This is a genomic window from Pseudidiomarina donghaiensis (assembly GCF_900116895.1).
GTDB lineage: Bacteria > Pseudomonadota > Gammaproteobacteria > Enterobacterales > Alteromonadaceae > Pseudidiomarina > Pseudidiomarina donghaiensis.
On the sequence record NZ_FPCF01000001.1, the window covers coordinates 929,425 to 952,157 of the forward strand.

General features: G+C 47.9%; 21 protein-coding genes and 1 tRNA gene. 20 read left to right on the forward strand and 2 right to left on the reverse strand.

Annotated features, from left to right (window positions below):
* Nucleotides 1–109 precede the first annotated feature (109 nt).
* From pyrH to BM334_RS04630, 15 genes are all read left to right on the forward strand, one after another.
* Entirely contained in the window at nt 110–853 is a 744-nt protein-coding gene (gene pyrH / locus BM334_RS04560; protein WP_092838450.1) for a UMP kinase, read from the forward strand.
* A 48-nt stretch (nt 854–901) separates the two neighbouring features.
* Complete coding sequence (frr, locus tag BM334_RS04565) at nt 902–1,423, forward strand: ribosome recycling factor (RefSeq protein ID WP_417664168.1); 522 nt, start codon at nt 902–904, stop codon at nt 1,421–1,423.
* Between the two features lie 74 nt (nt 1,424–1,497).
* The gene (uppS, locus tag BM334_RS04570; protein ID WP_092838456.1) at nt 1,498–2,277 is read left to right on the forward strand and encodes a polyprenyl diphosphate synthase; all 780 of its coding nucleotides are present in this window, start codon (nt 1,498–1,500) and stop codon (nt 2,275–2,277) included.
* A 1-nt stretch (nt 2,278) separates the two neighbouring features.
* Nucleotides 2,279–3,142 carry a phosphatidate cytidylyltransferase gene (locus BM334_RS04575; protein ID WP_092838459.1) on the forward strand — a complete coding sequence of 288 codons (864 nt, stop codon included), beginning with the start codon at nt 2,279–2,281 and terminating at the stop codon, nt 3,140–3,142.
* A gap of 1 nt (nt 3,143) precedes the next feature.
* The gene (gene ispC, locus BM334_RS04580) at nt 3,144–4,340 is read left to right on the forward strand and encodes a 1-deoxy-D-xylulose-5-phosphate reductoisomerase (protein ID WP_092838462.1); all 1,197 of its coding nucleotides are present in this window, start codon (nt 3,144–3,146) and stop codon (nt 4,338–4,340) included.
* Nucleotides 4,340–5,695, forward strand: coding sequence for a sigma E protease regulator RseP (gene rseP, locus BM334_RS04585; protein ID WP_092838465.1), 1,356 nt, complete (start codon nt 4,340–4,342; stop codon nt 5,693–5,695). Before ispC ends, rseP begins: the two co-directional genes overlap by 1 nt.
* A 36-nt stretch (nt 5,696–5,731) precedes the next feature.
* Entirely contained in the window at nt 5,732–8,251 is a 2,520-nt protein-coding gene (bamA, locus tag BM334_RS04590) for an outer membrane protein assembly factor BamA (protein WP_092838468.1), read from the forward strand.
* 32 nt (nt 8,252–8,283) lie between these two features.
* A complete protein-coding gene (locus tag BM334_RS04595) occupies nt 8,284–8,790 on the forward strand; it encodes an OmpH/Skp family outer membrane protein (RefSeq protein WP_241970918.1) in 507 nt (168 codons plus the stop codon).
* A 4-nt stretch (nt 8,791–8,794) separates the two neighbouring features.
* Entirely contained in the window at nt 8,795–9,820 is a 1,026-nt protein-coding gene (gene lpxD / locus BM334_RS04600) for a UDP-3-O-(3-hydroxymyristoyl)glucosamine N-acyltransferase (RefSeq protein WP_092838475.1), read from the forward strand.
* A gap of 17 nt (nt 9,821–9,837) precedes the next feature.
* Nucleotides 9,838–10,290, forward strand: a complete 453-nt coding sequence (gene fabZ, locus BM334_RS04605; RefSeq protein WP_092838478.1) for a 3-hydroxyacyl-ACP dehydratase FabZ — start codon at nt 9,838–9,840, stop codon at nt 10,288–10,290.
* Nucleotides 10,291–11,058 carry an acyl-ACP--UDP-N-acetylglucosamine O-acyltransferase gene (lpxA, locus tag BM334_RS04610; protein ID WP_092838481.1) on the forward strand — a complete coding sequence of 256 codons (768 nt, stop codon included), beginning with the start codon at nt 10,291–10,293 and terminating at the stop codon, nt 11,056–11,058.
* Nucleotides 11,059–11,071: 13 nt separating this feature from the next.
* Nucleotides 11,072–12,214 carry a lipid-A-disaccharide synthase gene (gene lpxB, locus BM334_RS04615; RefSeq protein ID WP_092838484.1) on the forward strand — a complete coding sequence of 381 codons (1,143 nt, stop codon included), beginning with the start codon at nt 11,072–11,074 and terminating at the stop codon, nt 12,212–12,214.
* A 104-nt stretch (nt 12,215–12,318) separates the two neighbouring features.
* Nucleotides 12,319–13,275, forward strand: a complete 957-nt coding sequence (locus tag BM334_RS04620) for a glutathione S-transferase family protein (RefSeq protein WP_092838487.1) — start codon at nt 12,319–12,321, stop codon at nt 13,273–13,275.
* Nucleotides 13,272–14,099, forward strand: coding sequence for a pirin family protein (locus BM334_RS04625; protein WP_092838490.1), 828 nt, complete (start codon nt 13,272–13,274; stop codon nt 14,097–14,099). Before BM334_RS04620 ends, BM334_RS04625 begins: the two co-directional genes overlap by 4 nt.
* Before the next feature lie 22 nt (nt 14,100–14,121).
* Nucleotides 14,122–15,093 carry an NAD(P)H-quinone oxidoreductase gene (locus tag BM334_RS04630; RefSeq protein WP_241970901.1) on the forward strand — a complete coding sequence of 324 codons (972 nt, stop codon included), beginning with the start codon at nt 14,122–14,124 and terminating at the stop codon, nt 15,091–15,093.
* A gap of 18 nt (nt 15,094–15,111) precedes the next feature.
* Here BM334_RS04630 and BM334_RS04635 read toward each other — a convergent pair.
* Nucleotides 15,112–15,196 (reverse strand) — tRNA-Tyr (locus tag BM334_RS04635).
* Between the two features lie 85 nt (nt 15,197–15,281).
* Here BM334_RS04635 and xerD point away from each other — a divergent pair.
* The 5 genes from xerD to lysS all read left to right on the forward strand — a co-directional run bounded on the left by xerD (nt 15,282) and on the right by lysS (nt 21,342).
* Nucleotides 15,282–16,190 (forward strand): site-specific tyrosine recombinase XerD, encoded by a 909-nt coding sequence (gene xerD / locus BM334_RS04640; protein ID WP_092838493.1) that lies wholly within the window; start codon nt 15,282–15,284, stop codon nt 16,188–16,190.
* A gap of 37 nt (nt 16,191–16,227) precedes the next feature.
* Nucleotides 16,228–16,971 (forward strand): bifunctional protein-disulfide isomerase/oxidoreductase DsbC, encoded by a 744-nt coding sequence (dsbC, locus tag BM334_RS04645; protein WP_092838497.1) that lies wholly within the window; start codon nt 16,228–16,230, stop codon nt 16,969–16,971.
* The gene (recJ, locus tag BM334_RS04650) at nt 16,968–18,677 is read left to right on the forward strand and encodes a single-stranded-DNA-specific exonuclease RecJ (RefSeq protein ID WP_092838500.1); all 1,710 of its coding nucleotides are present in this window, start codon (nt 16,968–16,970) and stop codon (nt 18,675–18,677) included. Before dsbC ends, recJ begins: the two co-directional genes overlap by 4 nt.
* 47 nt (nt 18,678–18,724) lie before the next feature.
* Nucleotides 18,725–19,823 (forward strand): peptide chain release factor 2 gene (gene prfB, locus BM334_RS04655; RefSeq protein WP_126801824.1). Its coding sequence is split into 2 segments (ribosomal slippage): nt 18,725–18,799 and nt 18,801–19,823, totalling 1,098 coding nucleotides; the frame shifts between segments, so codons are not numbered across the junction.
* A 10-nt stretch (nt 19,824–19,833) separates the two neighbouring features.
* The gene (gene lysS, locus BM334_RS04660; protein ID WP_092838506.1) at nt 19,834–21,342 is read left to right on the forward strand and encodes a lysine--tRNA ligase; all 1,509 of its coding nucleotides are present in this window, start codon (nt 19,834–19,836) and stop codon (nt 21,340–21,342) included.
* A 124-nt stretch (nt 21,343–21,466) separates the two neighbouring features.
* On the opposite strand, the gene BM334_RS04665 is transcribed toward lysS, so the two are convergent.
* A complete protein-coding gene (locus tag BM334_RS04665) occupies nt 21,467–22,615 on the reverse strand; it encodes a trans-sulfuration enzyme family protein (protein WP_092838509.1) in 1,149 nt (382 codons plus the stop codon).
* Nucleotides 22,616–22,733: the final 118 nt, after the last annotated feature.

Sequence of the window (22,733 nt, forward strand, 5' to 3'; positions counted from 1 at the left end):
ACGCTAGCCACGACGAGCTACAGTCGATAATAGAAACCGCATCTTGCTCGGCAGGATGCGGTTTTTTTTAGGGTAAAACCCAATAAAAACCTGAACATGGAGCGAACTGATGACACCAACCAAACCTGCATACCGTCGCGTGCTACTGAAATTAAGTGGCGAAGCGTTAATGGGCGATGAGCCTTTTGGCATTGATGCAAAAGTTCTGGACCGAATGGCTCAGGAAATTAAAGAACTTGTTGAACTAGGCGTTCAAGTAGGCCTGGTTATTGGTGGCGGTAATTTGTTCCGCGGTGAAGGCTTAGCGAAAGCGGGTATGAACCGTGTTGTTGGTGACCACATGGGTATGCTAGCAACGGTAATGAACGGCTTGGCCATGCGCGACGCATTGCACCGTGCATTTGTGAACGCACGCTTGATGTCAGCCATTGAACTAAACGGTGTGTGTGACAGTTATAACTGGGCCGACGCAATTAGCTTGTTAAAGTCAGGGCGAGTCGTCATTTTTTCTGCGGGCACCGGCAATCCGTTCTTTACCACAGACTCAGCCGCGTGCTTACGCGGTATTGAAATTGAAGCCGATTTAGTTCTCAAAGGCACCAAAGTTGATGGCGTTTATTCAGCCGACCCAGTGAAAGATCCAAATGCGCAACTTTACAGTCAAATCAGTTATACTGAGGTACTGCAAAAGCAGTTAAAAGTAATGGATTTAGCCGCGTTTACCTTAGCGCGCGACCATAATCTACCGATTCGGGTATTTAACATGAATAAACCTGGCGCCTTGCGCGCGGTGATTATGGGTGAAGAAGAAGGTACACTCATTGCAAATGAAAGCGTGATTGAGCAAGCATAAAGGAAATAAAACGTGATTAACGAGATTAAACAAGACGCTAAACAGCGTATGGAAAAGAGCGTAGAAGCGCTGCGTTCACAAATTTCTAAGGTGCGCACCGGGCGTGCTCACCCAAGTATTCTAGATGGCGTTATGGTGCCATATTATGGGGCTGATACGCCGCTGAAGCAGTTGGCCAATATTACGGTTGAAGATTCACGCACGTTAGCTTTGACGGTTTTTGACAAATCATCAGCTGGTGCGGTTGAAAAAGCCATTATGACTTCTGACCTGGGGCTAAACCCAGCTTCAGCTGGCACGGTGATTCGCGTGCCGTTACCGCCGTTAACCGAAGAGCGTCGCCGCGACTTGGTAAAAGTTGTGCGCAATGAAGCAGAGCAAGGGCGTGTAGCGGTGCGTAATATTCGTCGTGATGCGAACAGTGACTTAAAAGAGTTATTAAAAGAGAAAGAGATCACAGAAGACGAAGAACGCAAAGGTACGGAAGAAATTCAAAAGCTTACAGATACTTACATTGCGAAAATTGACGAGCTTCTGGCAGAAAAAGAAAAAGATTTGATGGAAGTTTAAGCAGTTGCTCTGAAACCACGTTGGTGGATAGCGCCGTGTCAGGTATACTCGCACGGCGTTTTTTCTTGTATGGCATGACTATGACAGCAGCGGAAGTCTCAACAATTAAAATGCCGCGACATGTGGCAATTATCATGGATGGTAATGGGCGCTGGGCCAAATTGCGCGGCAAACGTCGAACCTTCGGGCACAAAGCCGGAGCTGAGGCGGTGCGCGCGGCGGTGCAGTTTGCGCGTAAAAAAGGCATTGAGTCACTCACGTTATTTGCGTTTAGTAGCGAAAACTGGAAGCGCCCAGAGCAAGAAGTTTCAGTATTAATGGAGCTTTTTATGACGGTGCTCAAGCGCGAAGTGAAGAAGCTACATAAGCACAACGTGCGGTTACGAATTGTTGGTGACAAGTCTGCGTTTAGCGCTCGGCTGCAAAAGCAGATGCTCGAGGCTGAAACTTTAACGGCGGAAAATACTGCGTTAAATTTAAATATAGCGGCAAATTACGGTGGGCGTTGGGATATCGTTCAAGCAACGCAAAAGCTGGCAACCGAAGTAAAAGCAGGGCGGTTAGAGCCAACTGCAATTACTGAGACCATGTTAGCTGAACAACTTGAACTAGCTGACCAACCCATTCCTGATTTGTTAATAAGAACAGGTGGCGAACACCGAATTAGTAATTTTCTGTTATGGCAACTGGCCTATGCAGAGTTCTATTTTAGTAAGGTACTATGGCCAGACTTTGATGACCGTGAATTTGCCGCGGCCATTGCTGATTTTAGCTGTCGCGAACGCCGTTTTGGGTTAACCAGCGAACAGTTACAACAAGCCATTTTAGATACCGATGTGACAACCGGGGAATAATTTGCTGAAACAACGTTTAATCACTGCGCTTATTTTAATTCCGCTAGCCCTTTATGCGGTTTTTGCTTTGCCGTTGTTTTGGTTTGCAGCCGCAGTGCTGCTGCTAATGACAGCTGGCGCATGGGAATGGGCACCACTGATGAACGTAACGCGTCGTAGTGGTCGCATTGCCTATACGGTATTTATTGCGGCGGTTTTAGCGTTGCTTATGTGGGTGGTGCCATTACACAAAGTTTGGCAGGATGGCGAATTAGCCCCTGTTATTCATTGGCTTATTGTTGCTGGCTGCGTTTGGTGGTTAGTCGCTATTGTGCTGGTTATTAATTACCCTCGTAGCCGTCGAGTTTGGTCGCGTACGCGCTCTATTGTTGGCGTGTTTGGTATCTTAACGCTAGTGCCTGCCTGGGCCGGATTAATTGCTGTGCGCTCGTTAAACTATGCCGAGCAGCCCTTATTTGGCGGCTTTGCGGTGCTCTTTGTGTTGCTACTAGTATGGGCCGCCGACGTTGGCGCCTATTTTGCTGGAGTTAAATACGGCCGCAATAAATTAATGCCGGCGGTTAGCCCAGGTAAAACTATGGAAGGCCTGTGTGGCGGTATTACCCTAGCTTTTGTGGTGATGATGGTACTAGCGCACTGGTTAAAAATTCCTGCAGAGCAGTTTTCTGGCTATTACATCACCGGTTTAGTCACTGTTATTGCCTCGGTGTTTGGCGATTTAAATGAAAGTATGTTTAAGCGATGTGCAGGGGTTAAAGACAGTGGTTCATTGCTCCCAGGGCATGGTGGCATACTTGATCGTATCGACAGTTTAACCGCAGCGCTGCCTATTTTTACCCTGTCTTATTTGTGGTTTTTAGCCTGATATGAAGCAACGCATTACCTTACTCGGCGCAACCGGCTCTATTGGCCAGAATACCCTAGCAGTAATGGCTAACCAGCCTGAACGGTTTGAGCTGTTTGCAGCAACTGCGAATGGTAATGTCGATGCGATGGCGATTATATGCGAGCAACACCAGCCACAGTATGCGGTCATGGCTGATGAAAGCGCTGCCGCAGCGCTGCGTGAGCGAATTTCTTCACTATCAACAAAAACAGAAGTGCTGAGTGGGCCCCAAGCACTAGCTGAAGTGGCAAGGGCTGCCGAAGTTGACACGGTGATGGCTGCCATTGTTGGGGCCGCGGGCTTGCTACCGACCATGGCTGCTGTGCAAGCTGGCAAGCGTGTGTTACTTGCCAACAAAGAAGCCTTAGTTATGTCTGGCCAGTTGTTTATGGACGCGGTTGCCCATTATAGTGCCGAGTTACTCCCCATCGACAGTGAACATAACGCCATTTATCAATGTTTGCCGGCCGAAGTGCAGCAGCCGCTTGGCCATGCTGACTTAGCGAGCGCAGGTATTCACCAAATCTTACTCACTGGTTCGGGCGGGCCATTTCGCCAGCTACCTATTGCTGAGCTGGCTTTACAGACTCCGGCAGCAGCTTGTAATCATCCGAATTGGTCCATGGGCCAGAAAATTTCCGTTGACTCAGCAACGATGCTCAATAAGGGCTTAGAGTATATTGAGGCACGCTGGTTATTTAATTGCCGACGTGAACAGCTGCAAGTTGTGGTGCATCCGCAGAGCGTTATTCACTCGATGGTTAGTTACATTGACGGCTCTGTACTCGCGCAATTGGGCCAGCCTGATATGCGCACGCCAATTGCCTACGGTTTAGGTTACCCTGAGCGTATTCACAGTGGCGTGCAGCCGCTCGACTTTATGCAAATAGCCGAGTTAACCTTTATGCCTGCCGAGCCACAGCGATACCCGTGTTTGCAGTTGGCTATTGATGCGTGTTGGGAAGGGCAGTGGGCCACCACCACATTAAACGCAGCCAACGAAATTGCTGTGGCAGCTTTCTTAGCAGAACGTATTCCGTTCACCGCTATTGCTCAGGTTTGTGATAGGGTGTTACAACAAATAACTGCTGGGCACTTGGATGGCATAGAGGCATTGATAAGCCTTGATCAGCAAGCGCGCCAGCTGGCGCAGCAACACGTAGAGCGAATGCAGTAATGGGTAGTATTATTTGGTCATTAGGGGCCTTTGTGGTCACACTCGGTATTTTAGTGACCTTTCATGAATTTGGTCACTTTTGGGTGGCGCGCCGCTGTGGCGTCAAAGTTCTGACATTCTCCGTGGGTTTTGGTAAACCGATTTGGCAGCGCCAAGGTCGCGATGGCACCGTGTATCAAGTGGGTGTTATTCCGCTAGGTGGTTATGTTCGAATGTTGGATGAGCGCGTTGATAGCGTCAGTGAAAACGAACGTCAGGTTACATTCAATTCAAAAACGGTTTGGCAACGAGCAGCGATTATCGCCGCCGGGCCTATTGCTAATTTTGTCTTGGCCATTGCGGTATTATGGTTGATGTTTGTTATTGGCGTGCCTTCGGTAAAACCAATTGTCGGCACTGTTCAAGAAAATTCAATTGCAGCGCAAGCGGGTATTCAAACGCCCGCAGAAATTATCGCCATAGACGGTGTTGAAACAGCTGATTGGCAGCAGGTGAACTTGCGCTTTGCGGCAGCCCTTGGCAATGATTTGGTTGAAGTGAAAACCATTGATGATGGTAATCGAGAACGCACTTATCAACTGCAGATTGGCGCATGGCGTTTACAAGATAATAAGCAACCAACTTATGCTGCGTTAGGGTTGCAACCTTTTCGACCTGAAGTGTCATTAGTGTTAAGTTATATCGCACCGGACTCACCGGCTGCGGCAGCAAATTTGCAGGTTGGCGATAAAATAATTGCGTTTGATGGAACTCCTGTAGTTGATTGGCCTCAAACGAGAGACTTGATTATGCAAGCCGCTGGCCAAGAAGTAAGGGTAACGCTTGAGCGCAACGGGCAAACAGTTACTCAACAGGTGCAATTAGGAAGCCGTGAGGCAAACGGTCAGCGTTACGGGTTTCTTGGGGTTGAGCCAACCGTTGCAGCTTACCCAGAACAGTACCGGTTTACCCAGCAATACGGTATTGTCGATGGATTACTTCAAGGCGCAGAACGCACTTGGGAGCTGATGGCGCTCAGTGTAAACATGCTTGGCAAGTTATTGGTTGGCACCGTGTCTGTCAGTAATTTGAGTGGGCCGGTTGCAATTGCCGAAGGGGCAGGCGCGACGGCCAGTTACGGTTTAGTTTATTTTTTAGGGTTTCTGGCTCTTATTAGTGTCAACTTAGGGATAATTAATCTGGTACCCTTGCCGGTTTTAGACGGTGGTCACCTTGCCTTTTTAGCCATTGAAGGTGTGCGAGGTAAACCGGTATCAGAGCGTGTCCAAGAAGTTTGTTACCGCATTGGCGGGATACTAATTTTTGCATTAATGGCAATTGCAATCAGTAACGATATTTTGCGATTGTCGCAATGAAACAACATGTACAACATAACAATTAAGTAGCACAGAATGACGTTGAAACAGCTGTTTTTAAGCGCCCTAGTAGCGGCGGCTTCGCTTCCTATGCAAAGTTTTGCTGGGGGCGCCGATGAAGAATCACAAGTATTACAAGAATCATTCGTGGTTGAAGATGTACGTGTACGCGGCTTACAACGCGTAGCACTGGGTGCCGCACTTACTTACATTCCTATTCGGGTAGGTGATGAAGTGGATGCAAGCACAATTCGAAACAGTATTCGCAGCCTGCATTCATCAGCAAACTTTGAAAATATCGTGGTAAAACGCGATGGTGGAACACTCATTTTTGAAGTTACTGAGCGTCCGACAATTACTGGTATCGACTTTGAAGGTAATAAAGATATAGAGACGGCCCAGCTTGAGGACAGCTTGAAAGACAGTGGCATTGTGGTAGGTGAGCAACTTGACCGCACAGTTATTTCAGGCATTGAAACGGCATTAAAAGACTTTTTTCATGGGGTTGGCAAATACAACGCCAAGGTTAACGTCAACGTTATTGAGTTGCCGCGTAATCGCGTTCGCTTGAAGTTAGTTTTTCAAGAGGGTGAGTCAGCTGAAATACAGCAAATTAATGTGGTTGGCAACGCCAGTTTCAGCGATGAAGAATTGACTCTCGATTTTGAATTAAAAGATAAACTTCCGTGGTGGAACTTTATTGGTGAGCGACGTTATCAAAAGCAACAGTTAAGTGGTGATTTAGAAAAGCTAGAGAGCTTTTATCGCAATCGCGGCTACTTGAATATGCAAATTGAGTCAATTCAAGTGAGTATGACTCCTGATCGTAAAGGCGTGTACATTACAATTAATGTGAACGAAGGTGAAATTTACAACATTCGTAATGTGAACGTTATTGGTGATTTAAAAGGTCGCGAAGAGCTCATTAATAAAATAGTTAATATTGAGCCGGGCACCCGTTATAACGCCGCTGAAATGACCTTTTTAGAAGAAACAATTGCAATGACCTATGGTCGTTTCGGGTACGCTTATCCAGAGGTTCGTGCAATTCCTGATATTGAAGAAGACAGTAACGAAGTCGATATCACGTTTTCTATTAACCCAGGTAAACGTATCTATGTAAACCGCATTAATTTTGTCGGTAATACCACTACCGCAGATGAGGTTCTACGACGTGAAATGCGCCAATTAGAAGGCGCGCCTTTGAATGAAGATCAAATTGAGCAAAGTAAAGTTCGACTTGAACGTTTGGGCTTTTTTGAAACGGTTGAAACCGAAACCAAACCAGCCGATGGCTATGACGACCGTGTCGATGTCGATATTTCGGTAAAAGAACAGCCTTCAGGTAGCTTCAACTTTACTATTGGTTATGGTGATTACTCAGGCTTCCAACTTGGCGCTGGTATTTCACAAGAAAACTTTTTAGGGACAGGTAACCGCGCTGCGATTAACATCAACACTAACCGTTTTAGTCGAAGTGCCGCTGTTTCGTACACCGACCGCTATTTCACCAAAGATGGTGTGAATTTATCGGGTCAAATGTACATGAGCGAATTTGAAGCCGGTAACCTTGATAACTTTATTCGCTATAACAAAAAGCAATATGGTGTGGGTGGTTCGTTAAGTTTCCCTGTCAATGAGGTGACTAGCCTTAACTTGGGTATGACTTATCGTAATGAAGAAATCAACGATGTAGAAGGCTATGATCAGGTTACTCGGTTTTATCGTCCATACGTTAACCAGCAAGATCCCAATTCAGGTGTCGCATTTGATATTTTTGAATTGTCGACGGGTATTAGTCGCGTCACCTTAAACCGTGGGGTTTACCCAACGGCAGGTACGCAAAACTCGTTGCAACTTGAGGCTTCTACACCAAATAGCGATATCAATTATTTCCGTGTGAATTATCAATTCCGTCAATATGTACCTATAACTGATAATCATGACTGGGTATTTATGACGCGTTTCAAATTTGGCTACGGAAACGGTTATGGTCAAGATGAGAACAACAACGATTACTTGTTCCCGTTCTATGAAAACTTCCGCATAGGTGGGCAGGATAATTTACGTGGTTTCGAAGCTAATACCGTGGGGCCGAGAGCCGTCTACCGTTATCCGACAGTAGTTCCGGGCCCTGGTGGTTATTTCGGTGTGCCTACCGAGTTCCCAGCTGGTGCTGGCTCCGATATGCTGTCAGTAAGTCAATACTCGGTGGGTGGTAACGCCATGTTTGTTGCTGGTGTAGAGCTTATTGTGCCAACACCGTTTATTTCTGAAGAAAATAGAAACACAATACGTACCAGTGTTTACGTTGATGTCGGGAACGTTTGGGACACAGAGTTCAATTATGACGAATATAGCCGGTTGCAATTAACGCCACAGTCGTATGCACTGGATGATTACAGCGATCCATCACGTTATCGCGTTTCTGCGGGCATTTCGGTACAGTGGTTATCGCCGATGGGGCCATTGACAGTATCATTGGGCCGACCACTGAAAACAGAAGAGGGCGATCGTACGCAAACGTTCTCATTTAATATTGGAACAACATTCTAAAATAATAGTTCGAGGAGTTAATCGTGAATAAAATGGTAAAAACTAGTATTGCTGCAGCGCTGTTATCAACAGCTTTATTTGCTAACGCAGCTGAAGCACAACAAAAAATCGGTTACGTAAATATGCAGCAAGTTCTCATTAACTTGCCGCAGGCGCGTAATCTTGAACAACAAGTTCAAGAAGAATTTAAAGGTCGCATTTCAGAAATCGAAGAAATTGAAGGCAAAATGCAAGCCTTGCAAGAGAAAGCCGAACGTGACTCTAAAATTATGTCGCAACGCGAAATGCAAGACATGAGCCGCGAACTTGAGTTACTTGATGCAACACGCCAAGTGAAAACCAAAGGCTTACGCGAAGATATGCAACGCCGCGGTAACGAGTTGCGTGATCAATTAATGGCGGGTGTTATGCGTAATGCTCAAGCATTAGCGAGTGAGCAACAGTATGACGTTGTGCTGAGTTCAAATTCGTTAGTTTATGCAAACGAGAACTTCGATTTGACCGACGACGTTTTGAAAAAAATGACAGGTGGAAACTAAGTTAATGCAAACACTGACATTGCAGCAGCTTGCTGAAGCAATAGGGGCAGAGGTGCACGGCGATGCTTCTTTGCCTATCAAAGGTGTCGCAACGCTTGCCTCGGCTCAGCCGGGGCATATTGCGTTTTTAGCCAATGCAAAATATCGCAGTCAATTAGACACAACTCAGGCAAGTGCGGTTATTTGCGCGCCGGATGTTGAGTTACCGTCAGATATTACTGGTTTACGCATGCGTAACCCGTACGCGGGTTTTGCCAAAGCTGCGCAATTACTGGATACCACTCCTTCAGCAGCGGCTGCAGGTGTGCATCCGTCAGCACAGGTGCATACCTCAGTAAAAGTTGGGCAAAATGTTGCGATCGGCGCCAACAGTGTGATTGCTGAAGGTGTCGAGCTTGGCGATAATGTCACCATTGGAGTTGGCTGTTATGTTGGGCCGCAAACGAAAATCGGTGCACATACACAGTTGTGGCAGCATGTGGTTATTTATCACAACTGCGTTATTGGTGAGCATTGCTTAATTCATGCCGGTACTGTAATTGGCGCAGATGGCTTTGGCTGGGCGAATGAAGGCGGTAAGTGGATAAAAATTCCACAGCTGGGGCGCGTGGTTATTGGCGACCGTGTTGATATTGGTGCGAGCACTACAATTGACCGCGGCGCTCTTGATGATACGGTTATTAGCAATGGTGTAATCATTGATAATCAGTGTCAAATTGCGCATAACGCATTTATTGACGAAGACACGGCCATTGCTGGATGCACGGTTTTAGCAGGGAGTAGCCGAATTGGTAAACGTTGCTTAATTGGCGGCGCAAGTGCCATTAACGGCCACATTTCTATTTGCGACGACGTGCAAATAAGTGGTTTTTCTATGGTTATTAAAGAAATTACCGAGCCGGGCGCATATGCGTCAGGTATTCCGGCTGCACCACAACGTGAATGGCGTCGTAATGGCGCACGTTATCGTCAATTAGATGACCTGTTTCAGCGCGTGAAGAAAATTGAAAAACAACTTGAACAAGAATAACTAACGAGGATGACGCTTTGTCTGATAACGGCGCATTTGATATTAAAGAAATACTGAGTTTATTGCCGCATCGATATCCCTTTTTGCTGGTCGATAAGGTTGTGGCTTGTGATCACAAGACAAGTATTCACGCAGTAAAAAACGTATCGGTCAACGAACCTATTTTTACCGGCCACTTTCCAGAAAATCCAATTTTCCCTGGTGTGCTCATTCTAGAAGCGTTAGCACAGGCGGCAGGGCTACTCGGGTTTAAGATCACGTCGAGCAAGCCGGGCTCAAATGACCTATACTTGTTTGCGGGCATTGACAATGCACGTTTCAAACGCCAAGTGTTGCCGGGTGACACGCTTAATTTGCATGTCACCTTTGAGAAAGAGCGCCGTGGAATTTGGGTGTTTAAGGGAACCGCGGTCGTTGACGGTGAACTGGCGTGTAGCTGCGATATTATTTGCGCAAGAAGGGAAGTGTAAGTGATTCATCCAACCGCGATTATTGATTCATCAGCACGTATTGGCAAAAACGTTGAAATTGGTCCTTACACTATTGTTGGAGCCGATGTTGAAGTTGGTGACAACTGCGTTATTGGGCCGCATGTAGTATTGCGTGGGCCGACGGTGTTAGGCAAAAACAACCGAATTTTCCAATTCGCGTCGGTTGGTGAAGATTGCCAAGACAAAAAATACAATGGTGAACCAACGCGTTTGGTTATTGGCGACAATAATATTATTCGTGAATGTGTAACCATTCATCGTGGCACCGTGCAAGACCAAGGTTTAACCCAAATTGGTAGCGATAACCTGCTGATGGCATATGTGCATGTTGCGCACGACTGCATGGTTGGTGACAACGTTATTTTAGCCAATAACACCACGTTGGCAGGCCATGTGCATGTTGGCGACTGGGCGATTTTGGGTGGTTTTACTGGGGTGCATCAGTTTTGCCATATTGGCGCGCATGCCTTTACTGCAGTAAATTCTGTGGTGGTGCAGGATATACCACCCTACATTATGGCGCAGGGCCATAATGCCGCACCGCGAACCATTAATGCTGAAGGTTTGAAACGTCGTGGTTTTCAGCCGAATCAAATTCTCAATATTAAACGCGCGTTTAAGCTGCTCTATCGCCAAGGTTTAACCGTTGAAGAAGCGGTACAAAAAATGCGCGAGCTTGATGCCGATACTGAATTAACCCCCTTGATTCAGTTTGTGTTGAGCAGCCAGCGCGGCATTATTCGATAACCTTCTGAATATCATGTCAAAATATGCGCCTTTAATTGCCGTTATCGCCGGGGAACACTCCGGCGATTTACTTGGTTCTGGCATGCTTCGTGAATTGCGGCAGCGGTACCCCAACGCCGAATTTATTGGTGTGGGTGGGCCGTTAATGCAAGCGGAAGGGCTTACCAGCTTGGTACCAATGGACGACTTGGCGGTGATGGGTATTGCTGAAGTACTCGGTAGCTTGTTTAAGCTACTTCGGCACAGAAGGTTTTTGGTCAATACCTTTTTGGAACGCCGGCCTGATATTTTTATAGGTATTGATGCACCAGATTTTAATCTACCTATTGCAAAAAAGGTTAAAGCAGCCGGCATAACTACCGTTCATTATGTGAGCCCCTCGGTATGGGCGTGGCGCCAGGGCCGTATACACGGCATTAAGCAATCGGTTGATCATGTTTTTTGTTTATTGCCTTTTGAAAAAGCCTTTTATGATCAACATAACCTACCAGCAACTTTTGTGGGGCACCCTTTAGCCGATAGCATTCCAGCAGTGTGGGATAAGCGACAGGCTCGCGCAGAGGTTGATCTTGATGCCGACGCAACTTGGGTGGGCATTTTACCCGGTAGCCGTAAGGGCGAAATTGCGCGCATGGCGCCGTTATTTTTACAGGTGGCGCAGCAATTACTGCAGCGTCAGCCTCATCTTCGTTTTGTCACCCCCATGATAAGCTCGGCAAGAGCGGCACAGTTTCGTGCCTTACAGCAGCAATTTGCACCGCAGTTACCATTGACCATTATTGATGGCGCGTCACGTACCACCATGGCGGCCTGTGACGCACTATTGCTCACCTCGGGTACGGTCACCTTAGAAGCCATGTTAATTAAACGCCCCATGGTTGTGGCCTATAAGTTTAATTGGTTGAGTTATCAGCTGATTAAACGCTTATTCAAAGCGGCGTTTTTCAGCCTTCCGAATCTACTTGCTGGCAAGCGTTTAGTTCCTGAGTTTGCTCAGCACGAAGCGACGGTTGAAAACTTAACAGAAGCATTAGCAACGCAGTTAACACCTGCAGCACAAGAAACCCTGGCAACTTTCGCTGATTTGCACCAACAATTACGGCGTAACGCCGATGTGTTGAGTGCAGATGTGGTGCAACAACTGATCAATCGCTAACACCGCTATATATTCGATAAAATCGAACGCAAAGCCATTTATTTTCAATAATCAATCGAAAGATTAGAGTCTATACTGTCGTTATATGCTTATTAGGAGGCGACATGGGCTTATTAGTAGATGGACAATGGCAAGATAAATGGTATGACACGGACAGCACAGGCGGTAAGTTTGAACGCAGTGCTGCACAGTTTCGTAACTGGTTAGAAGCTGACCCTTCGGCTAGGTTTCCAGCTGAAAGCGGCCGCTATCATTTGTACGTGAGTTATGCGTGTCCGTGGGCTCATCGAACGTTGATTTTCCGAAAGTTAAAAGGGCTTGAGAAACACATTAGCGTTTCAGTGGTGCACCCGTTGATGCTTGAGAATGGTTGGGAGTTTGCGGCGTCACCGCTAAACGACGACTTATATCAATTAGACTTCTTGTACCAACTGTATTTAAAAGCAGACCCAAATTACAGTGGTCGAGTGACTGTGCCTGTATTGTGGGATAAAAAGCGTCAAACTATTGTCAGCAACGAGTCAGCGGACATTATTCGGATGTTTAATTCGGCGTTTAATGACATCACCGGCAACAGGCTCGATTTTTATCCTGAAGCGTTACAAGCGGATATTGATCGCATTAATGCCGATGTATATGACCAGGTTAATAATGGCGTATACAAATGCGGCTTTGCGACCAAACAAGCCGCTTATGAAGAAGCTTATCAGGCCCTTTTTGCGCAGCTTGATACATTAGAGGCCTTATTAGGGCAACAAAAGTTCTTAGTCGGAGACACCGTCACCGAGGCCGATTGGCGTTTGTTTACGACGTTGGTTCGCTTTGATGCGGTTTATTTTGGCCACTTTAAAACCAATAAAAAGCGTATTGTTGATTACCCAAATTTGTGGGCGTATGTGCGCGCGCTGTATCAAGTTGAGGGGATAGCTGAAACCACCGTCATGGATCATATTCAACAACATTACTATGGTAGTCACAAAACGATTAACCCAACTGGCATTGTGCCGGTAGGGCCAGACATTGATTTTATGGCACCACATCATCGCGGAGAAGTGTTATGAGTGTTATTTTAAGCCGCCATCGCGGCATGCCGGCACAAGACGGGGCGGGCGTGAAACTGACCCGAATTGTGAATCAACCAAGCTTGCGTTATCAAGATCCATTTTTGATGTTGGATGAGTTTCGCTCGGACAACCCGAACGATTACATTGCAGGGTTTCCTCCGCACCCGCATCGTGGTTTTGTCACCCTGACTTATATGCTGGCAGGGCGTATGGAACACAAAGACTCAAATGGCAATACCGGTGTGGTGGAAGCTGGCGGCGCGCAGTGGATGAAAGCCGCACGCGGTATTATTCATGCCGAAATGCCAAAACAAGAAGATGGATTAATGTGGGGCTTTCAATTATGGATAAACCTACCGGCGAAACGCAAATTAGAAGCTGCCGACTGGGCCGATCATCCGCAAGGAAAATTACCAGTTATTCAATTTGAACAAGCTGAAATACGCTTAGTGGCTGGTGAGTTATCCGGCCAGAAGGGCCCGATTGAGCAAGCCGAGCAAAAGTTTTTCATGGCTGATTTGCGGCTGCAACCCACAGCAACATTGGAGCTAGCTTCACAACAGCAAGAAACGCGTTTAGCCTATGTTTATCAAGGCGAGGTGAGTATTAATGGCCAGTTGGTACCACGCGGTGAACTGGTGCGCCTTAATGCGCTGGACGATCTCACATTCGTTAGCAGTAGCAGCGAGTCGGGTGTTATTGTTTTAGCAGGAAACCCAATTGGTGAACCGATTGCGCAATATGGCCCCTTTGTGATGAATACCCAAGCGGAAATAGAACAAGCCATACGCGATTATCAAGCCGGCAAATTAGCCAGTTAACTAACGTTGAAGGAATACTATAATGACCACCCACATGCGAACCATTGTTGCCAGTTCTGACGCTCAGCCGCAGTGGGAGCACCGTGAACAGCCGCAGCCTGGCCCTGATGAGGTGCTCATAAAAGTAGCCTACAGTGGCATGAATCGCGCTGATTTAATGCAACTAGCAGGGCACTATCCGCCACCGCCGGGGGCTTCGGATATTTTGGGCCTAGAGGTTAGCGGTACTGTGGTCGCGCTTGGCAGTACAGAGCATCAACTGCAATTAGGTGACAAGGTTTGCGCACTGTTAGATTCCGGCGGTTATGCTGAGTATGTCGCGGTGCCGGTGAATCAAGTGTTGCCGATACCCCAAGGCGTTGATTTATCGGCTGCTGCGGGTATTTGTGAGGTGTTTGCTACCGCTTGGTACAATATTTACGATATTGCGGCAACGCAACCCGGTGAACGCATACTCATACACGCGGCGGCGAGTGGTGTTGGTCAGGCCGTATTGCAGTTGGCGAAGCAGCGGGGCAACCCCACTTTCGCCACTGCCGGAAGTGACGATAAATTAGCTTTAGCCATGGCGTTAGGCGCGGAACAAACGTGGAACCGCCAACAGGGCTCTTTTGTTGAAGCCGTGACCAGTTGGGGCGGCGCAGATGTCATTTTAGATCCTGTGGCAGGAGAGTACATTGCGTGGAACCAGCAAGTTTTGAGGCAAGACGGCCGATTGGTAGTGATTGGGCTAATGGGCGGTCGTGCAGCAGAATTAGACGCAGGGCGATTGTTAATCAAGCGCCAGCGTATAATCGGCAGTACCTTACGTAGTCAGCCAAATACTATCAAGGCACGAATTATGGCTGATTTGTATACCCATGTATGGCCGCTATTTGAACAACAAAAGATAACCCCAAACATTGACGATGTGCTGCCAGTGACAGACGTTGCAGAGGCTTTTGAGCGACTGCGCAATAATGCCAATGCGGGCAAGTTAGTATTGGTGTGGTAACGGGGGCGTAAGAAAAAGTGGTGGAGGGGGCAGGATTCGAACCTGCGAAGGCTGAGCCGTCAGATTTACAGTCTGATCCCTTTGACCGCTCGGGAACCCCTCCACACGAGGCGGGCATAATAGCAGATTGAGAGTCGCTGTAAACCGGTTTATGATGTCTGTCGTTATGTCACTGAAACAAAGTTGTTATGAGCCAAAGTATACCCGCGCACGTTGATGAAGAAATCACTCGGTTTATTGAGCGCCTTTGGCTTAAACAAGGCGTTAGTAAACATACCAGTTCTGCCTATCAAACCGATTTACGAAGTTTTCAGAAGTTTCTTACCGCAGAGCAAAAAACGACTCTATTAAATGTCGAGCCACATGATCTTGAGCGCTATCTATTGTGGCGTCGTCAACAAGGTTTGTCACCGCGGAGTACTTCGCGGGCATTAAGTGCGCTTAAAAAGTTTTATCAATATGCCATGGCAGAGCGCTTGATCACTCATGATCCAACAGCGCGGCTAGCACGACCGAAGCAACCGCAGGCAATTCCACATAGCTTGTCTGAAGCTGAAGTTGAAGCGCTATTGAATGCCCCGCAACTTGATGACCCTGTACAATTGCGCGATAGAGCGATGCTTGAAGTTCTCTACGCGACTGGGTTGCGAGTGACAGAGTTAGTGAGTTTAACGGTTGACCAAATTCATTTGCAGCAAGAGCTGGTGCGCGTTATTGGTAAGGGCAATAAAGAACGACTGGTGCCACTTGGCGAGGAAGCGTTAGACTGGCTGCAAAAATACTTTGCTGAGGCGCGCGAAACCCTCTATGCCAAACCCGGCAATTGGGTATTTGTTACGCGCCGTGGTGGGCCGCTAACGCGACAGGCATTTTGGCACCGAATTCGTTATTATGCGCAACAAGCTGATATTCGTTCACATTTGTCGCCACATACCTTGCGCCACGCTTTTGCAACACATTTGCTGAACCATGGCGCAGATTTAAGGGTGTTGCAGATGCTTTTAGGGCATAGTGACTTGTCAACCACACAAATTTATACGCACGTGGCTCGTGAACGCTTGCAACAATTACATGCAACGCATCACCCGCGCGCTTAATAACGTAATTTTACATGATTTATAAAAGGGTAACTGCATGAAGTACTTGGGAGTTTTAGCTTTAAGTTTGGTCGTAGCTAGTTGTAGCCCGAATAACCCAAACGACACCGAACAATCCGTTCAGGCCGCTGCGGTGACAGGCGATTTTAATACAAGCCATATGGCCAACATGGGCTTCAAGGTTGAATCGGCCACCCCATCAGAAATTGCTGGTTTGTACCAAGTTCTTACTGATCAAGGGCTTGTTTATGCAAGTGCTGATGGCCAGTTTATTGTCAGTGGTAGAATTTTTGATATTACTGGGGAAGCGCCAGTTAATGTTAGTGACGAAATTTTAAATGCCATGCGTATTAGTGACTTGGCTAATTATGCGGATACCGTAATTGAATTCAAAGCAGACAATGAACAACATGTGATTCATGTGTTTACCGACTCAACCTGTGGTTACTGCCGCCAGTTGCATGAGCGCATGGATGGTTACTTAGACAAAGGCATTACCGTACGTTATCTCGCTTGGCCACGTTCGGGCATGCAAGGGCGTGCGGCCATGGAGCTGCAGTCGGTTTGGTGCGCTGAAGACCCAAAAGCGGCTTTAACAGCCGTTAAAAATGATCAAGCGCTGCCGCCGGCAAACTGCGAGAACCCAGTTGCGGAACATTTGGCGCTTGGTCATAAGTTTGGTGTACGCGGCACACCAGCTATCGTGCTGGAGTCGGGGCGCATGTTGCCTGGCTATTTACCACCAGAACCATTGTTAGCTAAAATTGAAAATGACCAATGAGTTTGTTAACGATTAAACGCCGCCCGCAAGCGCAATTAGGTGAGTGGGCAGCGCAATTGCCACCGGTTATTGCCCAAGTACTTGCTAGTCGGGGTATTGTTGATGCACAGCAACTTGACCTCGGATTGCGCCATTTGCCGCATTTTAACCAACTTAAAGGCGCCATTGAGGCTGCAGAGCGGCTTGCTCAAGCTATTCAAGCGGACCATGCCATTTGTATTTGTGGTGATTTTGACGCCGACGGGGCTACCTCAACGGCGTTAATGATGTCGGTGTTGCAAGCCATGGGTGCCAAGCGAATAAGCTATATTGTCCCGAACCGGTTTGCTGATGGTTACGGCTTGTCACCGGCGGTGGTGGCGCAGGCGCAGCAACAGGGTGCTGAATTAATTGTCACGGTGGATAGCGGTATTTCATGTCATGCTGGGGTTCAGGCTGCAAAAGCAGCGGGTATTGATGTGATTGTTACTGATCACCATTTACCGCCTAATGAATTGCCACCAGCAAATATCATTGTGAACCCAAACCTTGCGGATTGTCCGTTTCCTAGCCCAAATATTGCTGGGGTGGGCGTCGCTTTTTATGTATTGCTGGCACTACGACATGTGCTGCGCGAGCAAGGTCAGGAAGTACCTAATTTAGCCCAGTGGTTAGATTTAGTGGCCTTAGGCACCGTGGCTGATGTGGTGAAACTTGATGGGGTAAACCGCATTTTAGTGCAGCAAGGGTTGCAACGTATTCGGGCGGGGCATTGTCGACCGGGTATTGCAGCGCTGTTGCAGGTAGCCAACCGCGACCCACAACAGTTACAAGCCGCCGATTTAGGTTTTGCCCTTGGCCCGCGTATTAATGCGGCGGGGCGCTTAGATGACATGGCTGCAGGTATTGAATGTTTGCTTGCCAATAACTTAACCACGGCCCAGCAACTTGCCGCACAACTTGATCAGCTGAATCAGGCGCGCCGTAGCATTGAAACCGAAATGCGTGAAGAAGCTGAAGCTTATGTGGCGCAGTTAAACACCACCGAGCATTTACCGGCGGCCATGGTGTTGTATCAACCTGGTTGGCACCAAGGTGTTGTGGGCATTGTCGCTGGGCGGGTCAAAGACCAATACCATCGGCCTGTTATTGCCTTTGCCGATAGTGATGACGGCCTATTAAAAGGCTCCGCACGTTCTATCCCAGGCTTGCATATTCGCGACGTACTTGAGCGTGTGCACAGCCAACATCCGCAGCTTATTGAACGTTTTGGTGGGCATGCCATGGCGGCTGGTTTAAGCCTAGCGGCTGACAATTTAGAGGCATTTCGCGAGGCTTTTGTAACACAAGTTGACGAATGGGTTGATGAAAGTACCTTAACCCAAACCATTTGGTCAGACGGCGAGCTTGACGGTAGCTGCTTGCAGGAGCCTTTTGTACGCCAGTTAGAAGCCTATGGGCCTTGGGGGCAGGGCTTTCCTGAGCCACTGTTTGACGGCGAATTTCGTATTGTTCAGCAACGTCTTGTGGGTGAGCGCCATTTAAAGCTGGTGCTAGAAAGCGCCGATCGCACGGTGGTTGACGCGATTGCCTTTAATGTGGATTTGACGGTTTGGCCTGACGCGTCGGTGAGAACGATTCATGCGGCCTATAAAGTACAATTAAATCATTTTCGTGGACGCACTTCTGTGCAGCTACAACTAGAGCATTTTAATGCTTTGCGGTAGAATACCCGCCCTTTACTTACAATCACTGTTATTGAGATTCCAAAACTATGTTCGAAACTAACGCCACTTATGTTGCGATAAAAGAAATGCGCAAGCGCAGCGAATTGCTTCGGGGGTATCTTTGACTACGCTCAGAAAGTAGAGCGTCTAGAAGAAGTGACGCGCGAGTTAGAAGACCCAACGGTGTGGAATGATCAAGAGCGTGCACAAGCGCTAGGTAAAGAGCGCGCAAGTTTAGAACAAGTGGTTGAAACATTAAATAATTTGGCGCAAGGGCTGGAAGACGTTGAAGGTCTTGTTGAGCTGGCTGTTGAAGCCGATGACGAAGAAACCTTTAACGATGCTGTAAGCGAGCTAGACGGCTTAGAGCAGCAATTGGCAACTTTAGAGTTTCGTCGAATGTTTTCGGGTGAACAAGACGCTTCAGACTGCTATTTGGATATTCAGGCCGGCTCTGGTGGTACTGAAGCCCAAGACTGGGCCAATATGCTCTTACGTATGTATTTGCGCTGGGCCGAATCACACGACTTTAAAGCCGAGATTACCGAGCTTTCTGAAGGTGAAGTGGCAGGTATTAAATCGGTGACTGTGCGCATTCAAGGTGAGTATGCCTACGGTTGGTTGCGCACTGAAACAGGAGTACACCGCTTAGTACGCAAATCGCCGTTTGACTCGGGTAATCGTCGCCATACGTCGTTCGCGTCGGTGTTTGTCTATCCGGAAATTGACGACTCTATCGAAATTGAAATTAACCCAGCTGATTTACGTGTAGACACCTATCGAGCGTCAGGTGCTGGTGGTCAGCACGTTAACCGAACCGACTCGGCGATTCGTATTACGCACGAACCAACGGGCGTGGTTGTGCAGTGTCAAAGTGACCGTTCACAGCATAAAAACCGCGACGCGGCGATGAAGCAATTACGCGCTAAATTGTATGAGTTAGAATTGCAGAAACAATTGGCTGAAAAGCAAGCGCTTGAAGACACCAAGTCGGACATTGGTTGGGGTAGCCAAATTCGCTCGTATGTATTAGACGATGCGCGTATTAAAGATTTACGCACCGGCGTTGAAAACCGCAATACCCAAGCGGTGCTAGACGGTGCACTCGACCCATTTATTGAAGCAAGTTTGAAATCAGGTTTATAAGGAAACGTACATGAACGATAAAACGCAAGCCCCTGAGTTGGACGTAAACGAACAAATCGCCCAGCGCAAGGCTAAGCTTGCTGCGTTGCGCGAGCGAGGCGTAGCATTCCCGAATGATTTTCGTCGTGACAGCTTAGCGGCTGAGTTACACGCGCAGTATGACGGCTTTGAAAAAGAAGAGCTGGCGGCGAAAGGTGTGCGGGTTGCTGTTGCAGGTCGTATGATGACGCGTCGGATCATGGGTAAAGCGAGCTTTGCCACCATTCAAGATATGTCAGGGCAAATACAGCTCTACGTTGCGCGTGATAACTTGCCTGAAGGTTATTACAACGAAGAGTTCAAAAAATGGGACCTAGGTGACATTGTTGGTGCAACCGGTACCTTGTTTATCACCGGCACTGGCGAATTGAGTGTGCAAGTTGACGATGTACGTTTGTTAACCAAAGCACTGCGCCCATTACCTGACAAGTTTCATGGTTTGTCTGACCAAGAAATGCGCTATCGTCAGCGTTATCTTGATCTGATTACCAACGAAGAGTCGCGTAACACCTTTATTGTGCGTTCAAAAGTGGTTGATTACATTCGTCGCTACTTCATCGCCAAGCAGTTCTTAGAAGTTGAAACGCCAATGATGCAAACCATTCCAGGCGGTGCCACAGCACGCCCGTTTATGACGCATCACAACGCGTTAGACATGCAGTTATATCTACGCATAGCGCCAGAATTGTACTTAAAACGCCTAGTTGTTGGTGGTTTTGAGAAAGTATTTGAAATTAACCGTAATTTCCGTAACGAAGGGCTGTCAACACGGCATAACCCTGAGTTTACCATGCTTGAGTTTTACTGGGCTTACGCTGATTACAATGACCTGATGGACCTCACCGAAGACATGCTTCGCGGCATGACTACAGAAATTTTGGGTTCAGCGCAGTTTGAAAGTGAAGGCGTACAGTACGACTTCAGCAAGCCATTTGCGCGCATGACGGTTAAAGAAGCTATTTTAGAGCATTTGCCAACGGCAACCGACGACCAGTTAAATAGCCTTGAGCGCGCCACTGAGTTGGCGGAGTCTTTGGGGATTAAAGTGAAGTCGAATTGGGGCTTAGGCAAAGTTCAAATTGAAATATTTGAAGAAGTGGCTGAACATAAGCTTATTCAACCCACGTTTATTACTGCGTACCCAGCTGAAGTATCACCACTGGCGCGGCGTAACGACAATGACCCGTTTATTACCGACCGCTTTGAGTTCTTTGTGGGTGGCCGTGAATTAGCCAACGGGTTCTCGGAGCTAAACGACGCCGAAGACCAAGCCGAGCGCTTCCGTGAGCAGGTCCAGCAAAAAGAAGCTGGCGATGACGAAGCGATGTTCTTTGATGACGACTATGTCACTGCGCTTGAGCATGGTTTGCCGCCAACCGCAGGCGAAGGTATTGGGATTGATCGGTTGGTGATGTTGTTGACGGATTCGCCTTCAATTCGTGATGTGTTGTTATTCCCACACATGCGTCCGAAGAAATAAAAGGCGTTATTCGTTATTCGTCCGTTCGCTTCGCTCACTGTTGGTCCGCGCTTCGCGCTGTTCGACGAATAGTGAGGCCTCGCCGAACGGACGAACAGCGAAGCGCACGAAAAACGAAAAACGGTCATTTCGGTAGGGCTTGAAGAATATCGGCAAGCAATTCGTCTTTGTCTTCAATGCCAGCCGACAAGCGCAGTAAATCTGGCGGGCAGGGCGTTCCGGCACCTTCAACGCTGGCGCGATGTTCAATGAGGCTTTCCACGCCGCCGAGTGATGTCGCCCGTTTCCATAGCTTGGTATTGGCAGCCAAGTGCACTGCTGCTTGTTCGCCGCCTTGTACACGAATCGAAAGCATGCCACCGTAGCCGCCATGCATTTGCTTGCTGGCCACATCATGGCCGCTAAAACTTGGTAAACCAGGGTAGAGCACTTCGATTATTTGCGGGTGTTGTTCAAGTTGTTGGGCTAAAAACATGGCGTTAGTGCAGCTTTCGCGTACGCGTAAATGCATGGTCCGCATGCCGCGTAATAGCTGTGTGGCATCATGTGGGCTTGGCACGGCGCCGCCTTGAGCACGTACGGCCCGAATGCGTTGCCAATAATCGTTGTCGTGCTTGGTAATGAGTGCGCCGGCAATCACGTCCGAGTGCCCGTTTAAGTATTTGGTGGCAGAGTGCATAACAATATCGGCACCAATCGTTAACGGTTGCGTGAGTAACGGGCTGGCACAGGTAGAATCGACCGCTACAAATGCACCGGCGCCTTTCGCTAACGCACTAATTTCGGCAATGTCGCTAATGGTCCACATTGGGTTGCCGGGCGTTTCTAGCCAGACAAGCTTGGTTTTTCCCGGCTGTAATGCCTTGCTTACTTCGCTTAACTGGGTCATGTCGATAAATTCAATGACTAGCCCCCAATCGGTAGCAAAGTTCAGCAGCCAGTTGCGCAGCGCCCAATACATAACTTTTGGCGCTAACACGTGGTCGCCAGGGCGTAACCCTTGAAAAACTGCTGTGGCGGCCGCCATGCCCGAACCAAATAAAAGTGCCTGGTGGCCTTGTTCGAGTTGGCATAAAAGCTCTTCGACCGGCTTGTAGGTTGGGTTATCGGCCCTTGAATAGACATTACCGGTTGGGTAGCTGTTGTCTTTACCGCGAATATAGGTGGTTGCGACATGTATTGGGAGCACCACACCTTGGCTTTCTTGATCGATTTTTCCGAGGGCTTGGGCGAGGGCGGTTGCCGGTGTGTAAGGATAGGTTTTGCTGCTCATGCTAGGCTCTAAATTAGTAACAATTGCATTAGTATACGCTTATTTTCAGGTAAGAAAATGGCCATAAAAAAACGCACCCAAAGGTGCGCTTTTTCAGTATTCGTCGTTATCTTCGTCG